18 protein-coding genes are annotated in these 17,279 nt (G+C 34.3%); 10 read left to right on the top strand and 8 right to left on the bottom strand.

The window, feature by feature from the left end:
* Positions 1–92 precede the first annotated feature (92 nt).
* Entirely contained in the window at positions 93–686 is a 594-nt protein-coding gene (locus tag LA20249_RS02680; protein WP_057739553.1) for a TetR/AcrR family transcriptional regulator C-terminal domain-containing protein, read from the bottom strand.
* A gap of 154 nt (positions 687–840) precedes the next feature.
* On the opposite strand from LA20249_RS02680, the gene LA20249_RS02675 reads away from it, so the two are divergent.
* From LA20249_RS02675 to LA20249_RS02660, 4 genes are all read left to right on the top strand, one after another.
* The gene (locus LA20249_RS02675) at positions 841–1,113 is read left to right on the top strand and encodes an ArsR/SmtB family transcription factor (RefSeq protein WP_057739552.1); all 273 of its coding nucleotides are present in this window, start codon (positions 841–843) and stop codon (positions 1,111–1,113) included.
* A 64-nt stretch (positions 1,114–1,177) separates the two neighbouring features.
* Positions 1,178–2,593 (top strand): MDR family MFS transporter, encoded by a 1,416-nt coding sequence (locus tag LA20249_RS02670; protein WP_057739550.1) that lies wholly within the window; start codon positions 1,178–1,180, stop codon positions 2,591–2,593.
* Positions 2,594–3,122: 529 nt separating this feature from the next.
* Positions 3,123–4,355 (top strand): oxalate decarboxylase family bicupin, encoded by a 1,233-nt coding sequence (locus LA20249_RS02665; protein ID WP_057739864.1) that lies wholly within the window; start codon positions 3,123–3,125, stop codon positions 4,353–4,355.
* 11 nt (positions 4,356–4,366) lie between these two features.
* Positions 4,367–5,692: a dihydrolipoyl dehydrogenase family protein gene (locus LA20249_RS02660; protein ID WP_057739548.1), complete on the top strand. Its 1,326-nt coding sequence runs from the start codon at positions 4,367–4,369 to the stop codon at positions 5,690–5,692.
* A 56-nt stretch (positions 5,693–5,748) separates the two neighbouring features.
* On the opposite strand, the gene xerS is transcribed toward LA20249_RS02660, so the two are convergent.
* Both xerS and LA20249_RS02650 read right to left on the bottom strand, forming a co-directional pair.
* The gene (gene xerS, locus LA20249_RS02655; RefSeq protein WP_101836862.1) at positions 5,749–6,813 is read right to left on the bottom strand and encodes a tyrosine recombinase XerS; all 1,065 of its coding nucleotides are present in this window, start codon (positions 6,811–6,813) and stop codon (positions 5,749–5,751) included.
* 68 nt (positions 6,814–6,881) lie between these two features.
* On the bottom strand, positions 6,882–8,279 hold the full coding sequence (locus LA20249_RS02650; RefSeq protein WP_057739543.1) for a hypothetical protein: 1,398 nt from the start codon (positions 8,277–8,279) through the stop codon (positions 6,882–6,884).
* Positions 8,280–8,470: 191 nt separating this feature from the next.
* On the opposite strand from LA20249_RS02650, the gene LA20249_RS02645 reads away from it, so the two are divergent.
* From LA20249_RS02645 to LA20249_RS02630, 4 genes are all read left to right on the top strand, one after another.
* A complete protein-coding gene (locus LA20249_RS02645; RefSeq protein WP_057739541.1) occupies positions 8,471–8,857 on the top strand; it encodes a hypothetical protein in 387 nt (128 codons plus the stop codon).
* An 89-nt stretch (positions 8,858–8,946) separates the two neighbouring features.
* Complete coding sequence (locus LA20249_RS02640) at positions 8,947–9,441, top strand: YbhB/YbcL family Raf kinase inhibitor-like protein (RefSeq protein ID WP_057739539.1); 495 nt, start codon at positions 8,947–8,949, stop codon at positions 9,439–9,441.
* Positions 9,442–9,451: 10 nt separating this feature from the next.
* Positions 9,452–9,796, top strand: a complete 345-nt coding sequence (locus LA20249_RS02635) for a cyclophilin-like fold protein (protein WP_057739537.1) — start codon at positions 9,452–9,454, stop codon at positions 9,794–9,796.
* 27 nt (positions 9,797–9,823) lie between these two features.
* Positions 9,824–10,483: an NAD(P)H-binding protein gene (locus LA20249_RS02630; protein ID WP_057739535.1), complete on the top strand. Its 660-nt coding sequence runs from the start codon at positions 9,824–9,826 to the stop codon at positions 10,481–10,483.
* Positions 10,484–11,481: 998 nt separating this feature from the next.
* Here the strand turns inward: LA20249_RS02630 and LA20249_RS02625 are convergent.
* The 5 genes from LA20249_RS02625 to LA20249_RS02610 form a co-directional block, all read right to left on the bottom strand.
* Positions 11,482–12,348, bottom strand: coding sequence for a metallophosphoesterase family protein (locus tag LA20249_RS02625; RefSeq protein ID WP_057739533.1), 867 nt, complete (start codon positions 12,346–12,348; stop codon positions 11,482–11,484).
* A gap of 70 nt (positions 12,349–12,418) precedes the next feature.
* Positions 12,419–14,224, bottom strand: coding sequence for a DNA helicase RecQ (recQ, locus tag LA20249_RS02620; protein ID WP_057739531.1), 1,806 nt, complete (start codon positions 14,222–14,224; stop codon positions 12,419–12,421).
* A 64-nt stretch (positions 14,225–14,288) separates the two neighbouring features.
* Positions 14,289–14,771 carry a TetR/AcrR family transcriptional regulator gene (locus LA20249_RS02615; RefSeq protein WP_057739528.1) on the bottom strand — a complete coding sequence of 161 codons (483 nt, stop codon included), beginning with the start codon at positions 14,769–14,771 and terminating at the stop codon, positions 14,289–14,291.
* Positions 14,768–14,917, bottom strand: coding sequence for a hypothetical protein (locus LA20249_RS11640; RefSeq protein WP_157054445.1), 150 nt, complete (start codon positions 14,915–14,917; stop codon positions 14,768–14,770). Before LA20249_RS11640 ends, LA20249_RS02615 begins: the two co-directional genes overlap by 4 nt.
* 213 nt (positions 14,918–15,130) lie before the next feature.
* A complete protein-coding gene (locus LA20249_RS02610) occupies positions 15,131–15,619 on the bottom strand; it encodes a methylated-DNA--[protein]-cysteine S-methyltransferase (RefSeq protein ID WP_269467166.1) in 489 nt (162 codons plus the stop codon).
* A 227-nt stretch (positions 15,620–15,846) separates the two neighbouring features.
* On the opposite strand from LA20249_RS02610, the gene LA20249_RS02605 reads away from it, so the two are divergent.
* The gene (locus tag LA20249_RS02605) at positions 15,847–16,326 is read left to right on the top strand and encodes a PTS sugar transporter subunit IIA (protein ID WP_057739524.1); all 480 of its coding nucleotides are present in this window, start codon (positions 15,847–15,849) and stop codon (positions 16,324–16,326) included.
* Between the two features lie 116 nt (positions 16,327–16,442).
* The gene (locus tag LA20249_RS02600) at positions 16,443–17,270 is read left to right on the top strand and encodes a site-specific integrase (RefSeq protein ID WP_057739522.1); all 828 of its coding nucleotides are present in this window, start codon (positions 16,443–16,445) and stop codon (positions 17,268–17,270) included.
* Positions 17,271–17,279: the final 9 nt, after the last annotated feature.

Below are 17,279 nucleotides of genomic sequence, written 5' to 3'. Positions count from 1 at the left end.
CAGCATCGGCATTAGAAATTCCCCCTAATTTCCGTAACACTTCAAAACTAACTCCGTGGTAATTTAGAAATCGAATATTTTAATTAATACTTCTAGAGCCCATTTGCTTTGGAAGTATTTTTTTTGAGTACGTTCTTAAACGAATAATTCTGATAGGTCTTCCTCAAAAAATCTGGTGTATGTTCATATTGAAAACTGGCTAATTGCTCAATTGAAATACTACTGTCATCAGTAATCCATTCTTGAAATAATCCCATCATTCCATAAGAGTGATATTTAATCTCTATTAATTGTTCAAAAGATAATGGTTTCTTAAAGTAATCCTCAACAGCATCAGTTGCCGATTGAACATTGAATTTTTGAATATACTGGTCAATCGAGTTTTGTGAGCGTTGTGTGTAAGTTTTTTGATAGAAAATACGCCTTTTGTTCATTTGCTTTAGATTATCGACAATACTATTTATTGAATATTCAAGCTCTTTGTTGATGTAAGTTCTAGAAAAATCATACAAAAAAATCCAGGCAATTAATTCATATTTATCATGAAAATGATAATAAAAAGTTTGTGGAATCGTATTACATCGCTTACATAAGTCTACAATGCGGATTTTATCCATAGGTATAGTCTTTAACATTTCCTCTAATTGTTTAGCAAAGAGCAATTTAGTTTGATTTTTAAAATCCATTAGCAACCTCCTTTTATATAAAAAATCTATTGTATCTAATTTTTATACATTCTAGTATTTTTGTCTAGTGTCACAGAACTAATTAATATGTATATTACTCTGTACTGAGTTGAAAAGGAGTGAATATCTATGAGTAGAGTAGGTGGGATAAAAAGTGACAATAGAACAAACGGTTAAAGTACACAGAGCATTAGGAGACATAACTCGATTTAAAATTGTTTTACATCTGCAAAATGGAAGATCACTGTGCCCCAGTGATCTAAGCCATGAATTGAACGAAATACCTGCGTCCACCTTATCACATCATTTAAAAGTGCTGATTGATTGTGGACTATTGATTCGAGAAAAAAGTGGAACGTATATTGACTATAGTCTCAACTTCAAAATAGCTGAAAAATTTTTAACAAAAATCGAGATAGGAGATTAAATTTTTACCGTATAATTCCATATTTTTGGAAATATAGAATTATGTGTTAAGAGTATGTGGTTTTATGAATAAAACAATTAATCCAAATAAAATATTGATGGCAATGCTGATAAGTGCATTCATGGGGATGTTCAGTGAGACATCTCTAAACATTGCTTTAACGACATTGATGGGCGTCTTCAAAATAAGTGCATCGACAGCACAGTGGCTGACAACTGGATATCTATTAACTCTAGGTATTATTATGCCGGTGACAGCATTGTTAATACAAATGTTTACAACTAGGAGACTATTTTTTATTGCAACAACTAGCTTGCTGATTGGAACATTAACAGGTGGCCTTGCTTTAAATTTTAATATGTTATTGGTCGCAAGAATTTTACAAGCAATTGGAATGGGAATTTTGTTGCCATTAATGTCTAATACCATTTTAATAACTTTTGAAAAAAGTAAACGTGGAAGTGCTATGGGAATGCTAGGATTAGTCTTATCATTTGCACCAGCATTAGGACCATCCATTAGCGGTGTACTAATCCAATTTGCATCTTGGCACTTTATTTTCTTAATATTAATACCGTTCATCCTTTTGGGGATGTTCATCGGATATAAGAATATCGTAAATATTACCGAAGTATCTAAGCAGCACATTGACGTTCCGTCGGTTATTTCGTCAACAATTGGTTTTGGTGGAATAGTTTTTGGACTTAGTCAAGCTGAAAATTCGTTAATGAATCCAGTAGTAATTATTTCATTGATTATTGGTGCTATATCGTTATTCTATTTTGTCAAAAGACAGAATATTGATAATCCAGTCTTGAATTTATCAGTCTTAAAATACCCCGTTTTTGTTATGGGAATGTCATTAGTTTTAGTTTGTGTTCTAATCTTCCAAGGAACAATGATTATTTTGCCAATGTATTTACAAACAGGTGCTGGTTTAACCGTTCTTTTGGCTGGATTAGTCTTGTTACCAGGCAGTGCAACCAATGGTGCATTACAAATGTTTGCTGGTAAAATATATGATAAATATGGGTATAAAGTATTAGTCATTCCTGGTTTAATTATCATGTTGATTACTTTATTCTTTTTAAGAACATTAACACCAAATTCTAGTATTGCTTTGATAATGATTTTAGATGTAATTCTTATGGCTGGTACAGCAATTGTTTGGACGGGAGCGCAAACGCAAGCATTAAATCAGTTGCCTCCACATTTATATGCTCATGGTTCAGCAACCTTGAATACACTATTACAAGTGGTGGGAGCAATCGGTGTTGCTCTATCAGTAACAGTCTTAACGAAAACGAAAAATAACTATTTATCTGCTTCAATCCATCCGAAGTCAATTAACGAAATCTCTAATGCAATTACTAGTGGAGCCGGTCATGTCTTTGCTGGTTTAATGTTGGTTACAGTTGTAGGTATTGTGATAAGTTTAATAATGATAGTACGTGATAAATATAGAACAGTTGAACAATAGTTACTTGATTCAATGATTTACTAACATAATATGATACAAGGACATTTGTTTCAGTCCAAAGCAAAAAGCAACATCTATTCAGATTGCTTAATACATATAGAGTGTATTGAGTTTCTCAAAAAGATGTTGCTTTTTATAATATGTTTAAAATTATTTAATTACATTAGTAGCAAAAGTTAGTTCGAACGTAGCAACATATTTCAAGCCGCTTACAAGTGTATTACCACCAGCGTAGTCTTGAATTGATCCATCAGTAAGCAGAAGCCACTCATTAGTTGAGGTGTCATAAAGTGTAATATCCTATTGAGGGTAATGGTAATAGGTCCATTGGAGAAAATATCATTGGAACTACCCTCATAATCATCATTAGTTATCCATTGATTAGTTGCAACACGAAAGTAAATATAATGGTTCATAGTCTTTTTCGATAATCAAATAATTGAAAGCAATTTTGTATTATATGTTTATATTTGTTTTTTGAAATCGTTTGCTATACCATTAAATTATTAAAAAAGGGATGGTATACATGATGTCAAATAGAAGAGTTGACCCCGAACGTACAGCTGATAATGCAGGTTGGATCGATCGCGGTCCAAGAAATTATGAACGTGACTTGCAGAACCCCGATTTGCTTGTACCACCAATCACCGATCATGGTACAGTGGCTAATTTGCGTTTTAGCTTTTCTGATGCACATATGAGAATTGAAGAGGGTGGTTGGACACGTGAAGTTACCAACCGTGAACTTCCAGCTTCACATGATTTAGCTGGAGTTGATATGTGTTTGAAACCAGGAGCATATAGAGAATTGCATTGGCACAAGGAAGCAGAATGGGCTTTCATGATTGCAGGAAATGCCAGAGTAACTGCTCTAGATGCCGAAGGTCGTAGCTTTATTGACGATATCAAGGCCGGAGATCTTTGGAATTTTGAAGCCGGAATTCCGCATTCAATTCAAGCTTTGGATCAAGGCTGTGAATTTTTACTAGTATTCAGTGAACCTGACTTCTCAGAAAACAATACCTTCTTACTAACTGATTGGCTGGCACATACCCCTAAAGATATTATTGCTGCTAATTTTAAAGTTGATGAGAGCGTGCTGGCTAATTTGCCTAACAAAGAAAAATATATCTTCAATGGTAAAGTTCCAGGTCCAATTTCTGAAGTTAAAAAGAATAATCCTAATGGAGACGTACCATCACCGTTCACATTTCATATGAATGACCTAAAGCCACATGAATTCGAGGCTGGTAAAGTTTGGATCGTTGATTCAAAGGTATTTCCAGTTGCACAAACAATCTCAGCTGCAATTGTAGAGATTCAACCGGGTGGTATGCGTGAACTTCACTGGCACCTCAAGTCAGAAGAATGGGATTATTTTGTTCAAGGACATGCCAAAGTTGGCGTCTTCAACTCAGCTTCGCTTGCAAGAACATTTAATTTTCAAGCTGGTGACGTTGGTGTAATTCCGATTGTTGCAGGACACTATATTAAGAATATCGGCGATGAGCCTTTGATCTTTCTAGAAGTCTTCAAAAATCCTATTTATTCAGATATTTCTCTAAACAAATGGTTGGCTACTTCACCAACTCAAATGGTTTCCGATCATTTGAACATTAGTTCTGAAACAATCAATCAATTCCCCAAAGAAGAGGCGGCAGTTGTCTGGTACGACCAAAGCCGTTCAAAGAAGAATGCCGAAAGCTCTATTGAAGAAACTCCACAGGATCTTCAATATAAGGCTGGGAAATTCTTTAAATAGGGAGTGATTAAATGCAATATGATGTTCTAATTATCGGAGGGGGTGTAGGCGGTGGTTCTGCTGCTTTAAATTTAGCAGCTCGTGGATTTAAAGTAGCAATCGTCGAAGAACGTGATTGGGGAGGAACAACAATCAATCGTGGTAGTACTCCAAAGCGTGCACTATTAGCTAGTGCTGAAACACATTTTCGTATGACTCAGTTAGTCAAAAACGTTGCCCCTCTCAGCTGGTCAGAAATGGCAAGTCATAGTGCTAAAGTAACTTTAGCCGCCAATCAACGATACGGCAATAATTTGGTTAATTCTGGAATAACCACTATTGAAGGTCACGCAACTTTTGTAAATTCAAAAACAATCTCGGTTCATGGACAAGAGTATCAAGCCAAAAAAATCATTTTAGCTACTGGTGCACGTCCTAGAAGATTAGAGTTTCCTGGAAGCCACTATATGGAACATAGTGCTAGTTTCCTAAAGTCCTCTAATTTACCTGATAATATAACAATAGTCGGTGCAGGAATCATCGCATTCGCACTAGCCAGTATAGCTACTGAAGCGGGAAAAAAAGTAACAATCATTCAACATAATCAGAAAGCTTTAAGAATTTTTGACCAAGATTTGGTTCAAGTTTTAATTAAACGCTTGGAAGATGCTGGAGTAATATTCAAATTTGATAATACTATTCAAAATATTACCGAATTATCAACTGGTTTTTACAAAGTGACTACAGATCAAGATTGTTTTGAAACAAAAGCAGTCTACTGTGCTGCCGGAAGGATACCAAACACAGAAGATTTGAATTTGTCTGCCGTTGGTATCAAAACTGGACCACAAGGTATTAAAGTTGATGAAAATTTAAGAACTAGTAATCCTAAAATCTTTGCGCTTGGTGATTGTTGTGATGTTCCTGTTCCTAAGCTAAGTAACTACGCTATCTATCAAGGGAAATACTTGGGTAATAACTTGCAAAAGTCAGTGCAATTCCCAATCAAATATCCAACTCCCGCTTTAACCGTATTTAGTATACCTAAATTAGGACAAGTGGGAATTAGTACACAACAAGCTACCAATAAACCAGAATTAGAAGTTAAAACAATGGATATAAAGAACTGGCAGACATATGCCCGTAATGGTGATGATTTGGCACAACTAAAGATCATTTTCAATAAGGGGAGTCAGCAAATTGTTGGAGCTGAAGTTTTAAGCCAAGATGCGGATCAGTTGGTTGATTACTTATCATTACTAATTCAACAACATGTTAGTGCTAATGATTTACAACAACAATTATTTGCTTATCCTAGTCAAGCTAGTGATTTATATGGGATTTGGCAATCAAAATAAATATAAATAGAGTCATGAAGTAAGAATTTAATCTCACTTCATGACTCTATTTATATTTATAGCTTCTTTAAACCTTTACGTTGTTCCTCATCAATCATATGCGTATACAGACTAGTTGCTCCTGTACTGTTTTGCCCTAATTGGGTTGCTACTAATTGCTCATTTTTAGTTGCTAAATATAATTTAGAAGCTAACGTATGGCGTAATTTATGTGGCGTTATTCGTACGCTAAAGGCTGCTGAATACTTAGCTACCATTTTTTCCATTGTACTGGATTGCATTCTAGATGCTTTACCACGATAGACCGTTAAGAATAAAGCCCGATCATTACTTGTTGGATGGTACAATTTCGTTCTATCGGAAAGGTAGTCTTTGATATAAGGCAATGTCCAAGGTGCAATTTGAACGATATCCTTTTGACCACCTTTTCTAATGACACCGATTGTTCCAGTCTTTAAATTTAGTTGGCGAACGTCACTATTTGCAGCTTCAGAAACTCTTAAACCACTACCTAGTAGGAGAGCATTGATAGCTAAGTCACGTTTTTTATCACGTAAGAAATAGCGCTTCTGTGTTGGAGTCAATTCAGCTTCATATTTTTCATCAATAAAGGCTAAATACTTATGATCTGTATCGCCAAGCATCAACTTAGTCTTCAAATTAGCAGCACGGGTAGCGAAAGTCTCATTCGTTCTAACTAAAGCAATTTTATGCATCACATTACGATCAAAATAAGCTTCACCATTTTCATCTTCAGTATCTTCAGTTAAATACTTAAAAAGCGAAGAGAGGGCATTCAATGAACGATTGATTGTTGGATGAGTTCGACTACCCCCTGAACCAGATGGCTTTATTTGATTGAGGAGGGCAGAATTGTACAATTCAACAGTCTCTTTTTTCAGATGTTCTAATAATGATAAAGGAATGTCTGCTTGATTGGGGACAGAAGCAATTCCTTCGCTGATCAACCAATTAAAAAAGCGCCTAAACTCAGTTAAGTATTGATACAACGTTGCAGGAGAGAGTGGAACGGTCGATTTAGCTTGATAATATTCTTTGACAAACCAAGGTGCCGTTGACAATTCTTCGTCAATTAATTTTAAATAATGTTGCTTTTCCATGAGTATCCTCCAAACATGTGTTCCTAATAATTATATGATACTCGAGAACCAATTGCTGTTGCAACTTTTCAATATATAAAACTAAACAAAACTGAAAATGTTAATCCTACTGCCGCAAACAAAAGACAGAACAGCCAGTTCCACCGCAGAGAAATTATTGTAGGTTTGACTTCCAGTAATGAGGCTACGATTATTATGATTCCGGCAAATGGAGAGACCATGTATGCTATCACACTTCCGATATTTAAACTCAAGGCGATTAGTAATGGGGATAAAGCTAGGTGAGCGGACATAACAATTTTCCCGATCAGAGCGACTGATGCTAAGGGATGGATTCCAACTAATGAGGATAAAACCACGATCAATGGAATCAATATGACCAAAGCCCAACCCAACTGAGAAAAGATTGGTCTGAGAAATTGGATCAACATGGTACTAACTGTAGAGTGTTCAAAGCCATAGGTAAAGGTTCCAATACCAATGAAGAATGGTGCTAATGAGGCGCCACTAAAAACACCATTGTTTAAGTATTCCTTAACTGCTGAATTCAACGATTGCGAGTGTTCCTGACGTTTGTTCTTAGGCAATAACAACAAGACGATCCAGATCGCAATAGTGATAATACCAGCGAGAGTAACAGAACCCATAGAACTTCCAATATTAAAATGCATAAAGACAAAACTTAAGATTAATAAGCCGACAATAGCAATCAAAACTGGGATCAATGATTGCCCTTTACTTGATTGTTCAATTAACTCGCTAAAAGTATTTGTCCCTTGAGGCTTTTTAAAAAAGCTTTGTTTTGACTCCAAAAAATAGGCTAAGAACAAGCCTATTATTCCCAAAAGAATACAGGGAAGAAATAGCGTATTCCATTTGACTTTGGTTACTGTACTGATCAAGAAAATCGTGGCTGCACCAGGAGCCCAAAGTGTTCCTAAGGTAAAAGCCCTAGTAATAGCCTTTCCTGAAAACTGTTGGTAATCGTTGACACGTTGTTTGATACTGTCACCTAAAACTGAGATAACGATTGAAACTGTTCCCATTGATAAGATACTTGACAGTAAGTGAGTTACGACCATAACAAAAATATAGATGGCTTTGGGCGTATGTAATTTCTTTTTCATAAAGTCTTCAACGGCCGTTTGATAATTACCTATAGTTACCGGTACCATAAATAATTGCATCACTACCAATAAAACCACAATATCAATCATTGAGGTTACTGAATTGGTTAGACTATTTAATGATAATTTACTAGTCAATAGTAAGATGACGCCCATAACCAAAAAGATACTAGTCGCAATTTTAAATGAGTTGCTCAAACGCCCTAGTCCAAGAATAAAAATTGGAACAGCAATCAAAGCTACTAATAATGTTAAATGTATCGGAAAAATTATCTCTAACATTTGTAGAATGACCAGTAATAAAATAAAATTACGATAAAGCTTGTTCTTGACTGACATAATTTATACCTCTAATTCAATTCGATACTCTCAGTATAGTAGCTTTGATACCCGATTAGAATCGACAAAAAGTTGTTCAAGCGTCAACCTTTAGTTAACACTACATTAATCATTAGATTCTTCAATTATTTACAAGACCTATTATACTAGTACTTGTAATCAAGAATGAGCTTAACAGAAAGGAAATTCTAATGAACAAAAAGTTTAAGGGTATCATCAGCACCTTATTATTCATCGCAATTTTGTTATTTGTCAGTTTTCGCTATGGTCCAACAGATCAAACTAATGCTGACGATAACAGTCGAAGTTCACAAGTGAAAAAAATAACTACTAAAGATATCACTGGAGTTTGGATCAACCATCATAATAAAAGTATTCATCAAAAAATAACTTTTACCAAGAATCATAAATGGCACGAAAATCAACATGGGGTCAAGGACATTTATTCAGGCACTTGGAAGATCATCGGTAAACGAACGATTAAGCTTGCTCCTTATGGTGAGAAAATCATCATTAATAAGCATAATCGACAGCAAATGAGAGTTGTAAATTATGATCACATTTTGAATAAGAAATAAAGTGCTTATTATTATCTAACAATAGTACTCATGTCTGATTTCACTTCACAATATCGGCAGTCGGACATTTTATTAAAAAAGGAGAAAATATGAAAATAAATGTTGCTTTAAAAAATGGTTTTATTCCGGACGAATATAGTAAATTTGCAACAACAAAAATTAGTGAACAGCCAGTCGTCTCGTTTCCAATTCAGTTAGAAATTTTGCCCCAAGATACGAAAGCTTTGGCAATATCTTTGATTGATTATGACGCTGTTTTAAGAACCGGTTTTCCTTTCATTCATTGGTTAGCGGCTGATATTCCTGTTACTAATGAAATACCCGCAGATTTTAGTCGTAATTTTGAAGGACCGCAAGGTAAGAATAGTTGGTATTCACGATTCTATTCTTTGAATAACGATTATGTGATCAATCATTATGCTGGCCCAGTTCCACCAGATAAACCACATGATTATACATTGACGGTATACGCTTTAAGTAATTTGACTGGATTAGCTAATGGTTTTTTCTATAATGAGTTCCTAGATACAATAAACAATAAAATATTGGCACAACAAGCAATTAAATTAAGAGCCAAGAATTGAGGATAATTAAATGACAAAAGTAACTATTAATATGAATGGACAAACTCTAGAGGCAGATTTCAACAACAGTGATACTGCTCAAGCTTTATTAAATCATTTTCCACTGAACGTGAAGATGATGAATCTTTATTCACGCGAAATGACTTATCGATTCAATGAAAAGTTGCCAGCTAAAAAAGCCAAGACTAGCGGTTATAAAGTAGGAGATATTGCCTATTGGACACCAAGACACAGCTTTGTGATTTTTTATAAACAAACTGGTGAAATTATCAGTGACTTACAAATAGTCGGTCATATCAGTTCCGATGTTTCCATTTTTGATGGAGTGGGTAACACTACAATGCAATTTAAATAAGCAACTTTGAAGGAGATAATAAGTTAGATGACAAATATATTAGTTTTAGGCGCTAATGGTAAAATAGCTCGGATTGTTGAAACCAACTTGTTGAATAATCCCGATTATCAATTGACTTTAGTTCTTAGAAATGCTTATCGTTTGCACCAATTGAATCAAGCCAACAATGTTAAAATCGTTGATGGGGACGTCAGTGATAAAGAATTATTAAGTAAAGTTATGTCCGGTCAAGATGTTGTTTATGCGAATCTTAACGGGCAAATGGAACATTGGGCTAAAAATATCGTCGAAGCAATGGAAAAAACTAAAGTTCAACGTTTGATTTGGATTACCGGTTCTGGTCTTTATCATGAAGTACCCAATCCTTTTGGTTCATGGGTTGAAAACTATGTAGGTCATGAATCAAAAGAAGATACTAGACGAGCAGCTAAGATTATTGAAAATAGTCAATTATCTTATACGATCATCCGTGCTGCTTATATGACTAATGATCCTAAGATTGACTATGAGTTGACCACTAAAGGTGAAACCTTTAAAGGCACAATGATCTCTCGAGCTAGCATTGCTGATTTTGTGGTCAAGATTATCGATGACGACAAGAAATACCAATGTGGTAGCTATGGTATCAGTCAGCCGGGGACTGACAACATGTTACACAAAATTAGAGAAATAGAACATGATTTATAAAATTAAAGCTCGAACTAAAAGGGTCCTTGAATGAAATATCATTTGAGGATTTTTTTGATTTATTATTAAACTTTAATAATAAATAGCTGATCGACTCGACGGGGGACAGAATGATCACAATCAGTTAAATAAACTGTAAACTACGGGCAAATATTGATACAGGTATATATGGGATAGTGGTACAGTAATTTTAGTCCGATAATGTTTGTTAACGAATCAAAGAATTTCAGATAACTTATTTTCAATTAGTTTTAAAATTGTTAGTTGCATTTTCCTGTTGTACTTTCATTAAAATGTTAGTTTTAATGAAAGTACTTTTAAAGAAACCTACTAATGCTAAAAAATTAGACTTCAACCCATTAATTAAAATACTAAATCCAGTTAATTATTCATATTATTTCAAAACTACATTTAACAAAACATTCAAAATACGTCAAATATGCCCACAATCCAGGGATTTCAGTTTAATAAAGCAATGGTAAAAATGATTAATTCAGCAAATTTATCCGTCATTTATGCCTTGAATCATTGTTATATCAAGGCTTAAGTGTTATTTAGTTATATAGATAAATACTAGTCAAAACATTTTTATGCATTCTAGTAAATTCGATTTAAAGTCTATATAAACTAATTAGGATTATAATCGTATAGTCAATCATAAATTAATGACGTTAATTCTATGAACTCGTTCGATTATTTAATGGGTAATTCTACGTCTAAAGCGATTCAATGACGCTCAAATTTCTGGTTAATAAATTAATTTAACCAAAATCGTCCAACTGATTTAGTAGATTTAATATAACAATAAACTTTCCAAAAAAGATTTATTGCTAGCGAGTCCAATAATTATAAATCATTGTAGATAAACTAAAAAAGCCAAAAAAATAAATAGGGTGAATTTTTATACGTCCTATTTAAATATTATTATTTAAGGTTACATAATATGTATTATAAGAAGCCGTATTATTTGGGAAGATGTCAATCCCAAATGCAACATCTTATTGTCTATCATCTTTTGAATTCGATAATTCTTTAAGATATTTCAAAGTTGCTTCTTTATAATGATGCTTTGCAATTACTTCATCTAAAACTGCATTATTGTGTGTAAAAGCTTTACCATCTGTAAAGATTCTTTTATAAAGCTCAAAAAATGGTAATTGATTAGCTTGAGCGAATTTTAATTCGTCAGTAATTGAATAAGAAACCTTTCTAAAATCAATTCCACGATATCCTATATCATCGAAAGTTAAAATAGCATACTGAGCACGTCTGTCAGCATTGAAATTATTCCATGCAGTGTATGGTTGTCCAATCGAACCGGGATTAATAACTAATTGATCTTTGCTACTGGTCCTCATTAGTTGATGATGTGTATGCCCATAGATTGCTATATCATATGGTTTCTCAAATAATAATGTGTCAAAGTTCTTTTGGTCTGCATATGGCAACAATTCATGATCAAAATTTTTTTGCGGATAATTATGTGCTAATAAAATATTTAATTTACCAACTTTAGTTTTAGAATAAATTGGCCATTGCCGCATTTCATTCAAGTACTTGTGATCCAGATGTTCAGTGACGTATTTATAGAGCTCTACAATGTAAGTTGTCTGCGGTTCATCAATATATTGCTTGCTGATAGAAAGAATATCTTCAAATAAAAAGTCGTCCCAGTTTCCACGTAATTTTATAGTAGTATTAACGGACTTAAGAAGTTCTAAAATCGAATTAGTTCCAGGTCCTGGCATTAATAAATCTCCTAAGAACCAATATTCTTCAACGCCTTGTTCTTTCGAATCTTTTAAAACATTCTTTAGGGCATTAAAATTTCCATGTATATCTGAGATTACTGCGATTTTTTTCAATTTGTTTGCTCTTTTTTTCGTTTTGCTTTAATGTTTTCGTAAAACATTCAGAAATACTAAAAGTTTCATTCTAAGATATTCTCTGTTTAGTTTTTTGAAATTCTGTAATTGCTGTCAAGAAAGTTTCTCCGTACTGTTCAAGTTTAACTTTACCGACACCACTAACTGACAGAAATTCTTCAGTACTAGTTGGCATCATCTCACACATGTTTTTCAATGTCTTATCAGAAAAAATCATGAATGGTGCTATTCCTTGCTTCCGGGCTAATTCTAATCTTAATTTACGTAAATCTTCAAACAAGTCAACATCAAAACTACCATCGGCCACCATCGTTTTAGTCTTAATCTCAGTATTTACTTGCTCTCTTCTTCTAACAACATTCAAATCGCCTTTAAGTACTTTCAACCCCTTATCAGACAACAAGAGCGTCTGATACTTTCCTCCACTACTCTTAAGAAAGCCATTAGCACTTAAAAAATCAAGCAATCGACTAGTTTGCTTCAAAGTATTATCCTTGAAGATTCCAAACGTCGACAGCTTTTCAAAATGGTGCCAATCATTTGCTACATCATCTTTCCCAACTAGGACGCGCGTAACCATCTTTTTACCATATCTTTGATCCATCCTTACAATACAGCTCAAAGCCTTCTGAGCGTCAGCTGTGATGTCTACTACTTCCCGATTGTCCAAGCAATTAGAGCATTTACCACAAGGCTGAGTATCTTCTTCGCCAAAGTAGTCCAAAATGAACTTCATCAAGCAGGATTCGGTTTCAGCATACTGACTCATCTTAAAGAGTTTGTTGGTCAGACTCATCTTATATTGATCATCACCCAAAGATTTTCCAATAAAGAATCGATGCAGTTGCAAGTCGACTGGAGCATATAATAAGACGGCCTCTGCTGGTAGCCCATCACGTCCCGCACGACCTACTTCTTGATAATAATTCTCAATTGTACCAGGTATAGTAAAATGCAACACATAACGAACGTTAGTCTTGTTGATACCCATACCAAAAGCATTGGTTGCCACAATAACATCTATTCGGTCATACAAGAAATCTTCTTGTTGTTGATGCCGCTCTTGATCACTCAATCCAGCATGATAACGCCCTACCCTGATACCTTTTTTCTGGAGAAAAGTATAAATATTATCAACATCTTCACGACGTCCCGCATAAATAATCCCTGATTCATCTGCGTGACTCAAAACATAATTGGAAACAAATTTTACTTTATCAACACCACGCTCAATTTTTAAGGTTAAATTAGTTCTAGCAAATCCTGTTTTAACAATATTTTCATTTGGAATCTCTAAAATGTCAGCTAAGTCATCTTGTACTTGTTCGGTTGCAGTAGCAGTCAGTGCCAACCAAGCAGGCTCTCCAGACAATTGTTTCAGTGGCTTGATCATCTTCAAGTAACTATTTCGAAAATCATGCCCCCATGAAGACAGTACATGAGCCTCATCAATTGCAATTAATGAAATATCTAACTGTGATAGCCAACTGTAAAATTCATCATCTACAATTTTTTCAGGAGCAACAAAAAGGAGCTTCACGGCGCCAGTTTCAATATAGCGCATCCGCTCCTCACGGTCGAGCCATTCTACTGTACTATTTAAGAAGGTGGCCGGTATACCAACCTCATTTAAACTGTCAACCTGATCCTTCATAAGAGAAATCAATGGCGAAACAACCAAAGTTATCCCAGGCAAAATAGTAGCCGGCAACTGATAGCAAATTGATTTACCACCACCAGTAGGCATGATACCCATAGCTTTTTGACCATCCAAGACCTTTTCAATTAATTCTCTTTGACCAGCTCTAAATGTGTCGTAACCAAATCTCTCTTTTAAAATAGCTTCTAAATTCAAGGTTAAACTCTCCTCAAAATATCTCAAAATACTAGTTTAAGCATATCACAATTTTTCTTTGAATTTATTTTCTAATTGCCAGAATTATTGTCCGTTCAATCCTTTGCAAATCACGATTAATTTGTCTTGGATCATCAATTACCTCGATACGTTGACTTTGTAAAAAGTAGAAAAGGATCTGTCCTAAAACAAGCTGAATGAAATCAGGCATACTCAAGTCATCCCTAATTTCATCGGAAATCAATAGGTTTTCCCAAACTTTTTTAGCAAATAGACTTTTTGAGTAACTTACCCTATCCAAAAGCATCCCCCTAACTTGCTCATCAATTAAAACTTGTGAAATCAAAATAATAGCTGCATCCCTATTGCGTGATAAAAAATGATAACGATCATTTACAAGAAAATGCACCCAACTAATCAAACCATCATGATTATCCTGTAAGATTCGTTGAGTAGTCGGTAAAATATTCTCAATCATCGGTTTAATAATGAACAGTAATAATTCTTTCTTCGATCTAAAATATTTAAAAATAGTTGCTTGACTCATTTGCGACTCTTGAGCAATCTGTGAAGTTGATGTTCAAAGCCCTGTCTAGAAAAAAGCGTTACAGCTGCTTTAATTACTCTTCTCTTCCCATTAGGCATAGTTTTTATATCTAACCAGTTGTTAAAGCCTTGAAACACGTCATCCATAATTGTTAAACCCTTCGATATTCATTTTATTTGTAGTAACTGAAATAGTTCTAATTGAAATTACGTAGAAATGTCCATTAATAATCCCTTTATAGAAAAAAATTAACACCTATATCGCTTAAGGTGAGTGTTCACTCACTCATATAACGGTGTGAATATAGCATTTATACATTCAAATAGCAAAAAAGTGTATCAGAAAACTACTGATGCACTTCATTTATCAGACTCTAATTGTAACAATTCCCGTTTCATTGTTAAACCACCACGATACCCACCTAGCTTCCTTGACTTAGCCACTACACGATGACAAGGAATCACTATTAGCAATGGATTTTTACCAATAGCTGTGGCCACTGCTCTAATTGCAGTGGGTCGATTAATAGCCTCCGCTATTTGCGTGTAAGTTCTTGTCTGTCCATATGGAATTTTTAATAACTCTTTCCAAACTGATTTTTGAAAAGTAGTCCCATTGACATCTATTGGAATATCAAAATCCTTACGACATCCAGCTAAATATTCTTCAATTTGTTGAGCATAGAATTGTGTCCTGCCATTGTCATCTATAATTTTCCCACTTGGATAAATCCTTTTTAACTCTTCAAATCCTTTATCCTGCGAACCAACAAAGACTAATCCATCCTTAGAGGCACCAATTACATAATAATGTTGCCTAATAAAGTATGAATGAAAATAAATTGACAATATAATATGACTTCCTCTCTTTAAAGATACCTAATCAACCAATACACATTTTTCTATCATTAATATTATAATAAATTAAATTTCTATTGAAAACACAAAATAGTAGTTATACTATATATAAGTATGTTAAGCGCTTACAAGTTAGACTTGGAAGTTTAACCTAACTAAGTAAAATGTCTATTACTCTACGTCACATATACGGTAAATAAGAGAGGAAGATATAAAATATGGGGTTGTTTTCTAGAAAAAAGCTTGATGAATTCGTTGCACCAGCAACCGGTAAGTTGATCCATTTGGATAAAGTCAGTGATCCAGTTTTTTCACAAAAACTCATGGGTGATGGCTATGCTTTAGCTCCAACAGACAACACAATCGTAGCTCCAATCGGAGGAATAGTTGGAACCGTCTTCCCTACAAAGCATGCTTTAATGATAACTTCTAAACACGGTTTAGAAATCATGCTTCATCTGGGAATTGATACAGTTGAATTAAAAGGTAAACCTTTTGAAATGTTTATTAAAGAAGGTCAGACTGTTAAAACAGGTCAGAAAATAGCTACTATGAATCTCAAACAGGTAAAGGATTCTGGTAAAGATCCTGCCATCATGACAATCATTACTAATTCTGATGCTGTTAAGGATATGGGGGAATTTTCAGAACATGATGTGAAAGCTGGCGACCAAGCTTTGGATATTGCTGTCAATTAAATAAAACAGATTAAAACGTACAAAAAATAACGATAGTAGTCAGACTCTGATTACTATCGTTATTTGTGTATCAAAGCAACTAAGATATAATAAAAGTAAAGTTAGGAGGCAACAATATGGTTAAAATTCCCTATCTATCTGGTTTCAATGCTTATCTAAAAACTAGACATATTTCTGCCAAAGCACACACGGAATATATGAATTCTTTAAATGACTTTTTCAATTATACGATTCAGCATAATACTGACTATAAAATTTCTGAAAAAATTACTGATGTCCACGAAATGGACGTTAGACTGTTCAAAGATTTCATGTTAGAAAAACTAGAATTGAGTCCTAGTACCATCAATAAAGTCATTAGCAATCTCAATGTTTATTTCAAATATCTCTTCAGTCTCAAAAAAACTCCTGAAATTCCCACGTTAAATATCAACAGTGTCACGGTCCCAAAACAATCAGACTTTCCCGTGACTGTTTTTTTAAAATTGCCTGACTATCTAAAAGCAGATTTGAGTATTTATACAAGACTATTAATTCTCATTATCTCTAAGGGATTTAATTATAAAGAAGCCCTGGCCCCTGATTTTTATAAAAAGTTCAATCAGTTAAACTTCGACCTTGATCAAAGAAAATTTCTAAGTACCTATCAAACATATATTGAACCATACAAAAATTATTGGGATAACGATAACCTTTTCTTGAGTCGTAATAAGGCTGCCAATTCCCCACTACTAACTGTTACCGCTTTACACCGAGATTTAAAGCGGGACAGTGACAGTACCAACTTAGATCTTTCTCCTAAAAAGCTTTACACGACATTCATCTTACTAGCATTAAGCACTAGAGAGCTCTCAGAAGATCAACTGCGAGCTTTAGACGCCTTGGATACGGCTTCTGTCTTATACTATAGACGTTTAAAGCGTGAAACAAATTTTAATATATAAGGAAAAAAT

Origin of the sequence: Companilactobacillus alimentarius DSM 20249, assembly GCF_002849895.1 — a bacterium.
Taxonomy (GTDB): Bacteria; Bacillota; Bacilli; order Lactobacillales; family Lactobacillaceae; genus Companilactobacillus; species Companilactobacillus alimentarius.
Note: the sequence above shows the minus strand (reverse complement) of the source record. Positions and strands in the feature narration are given on the sequence as shown.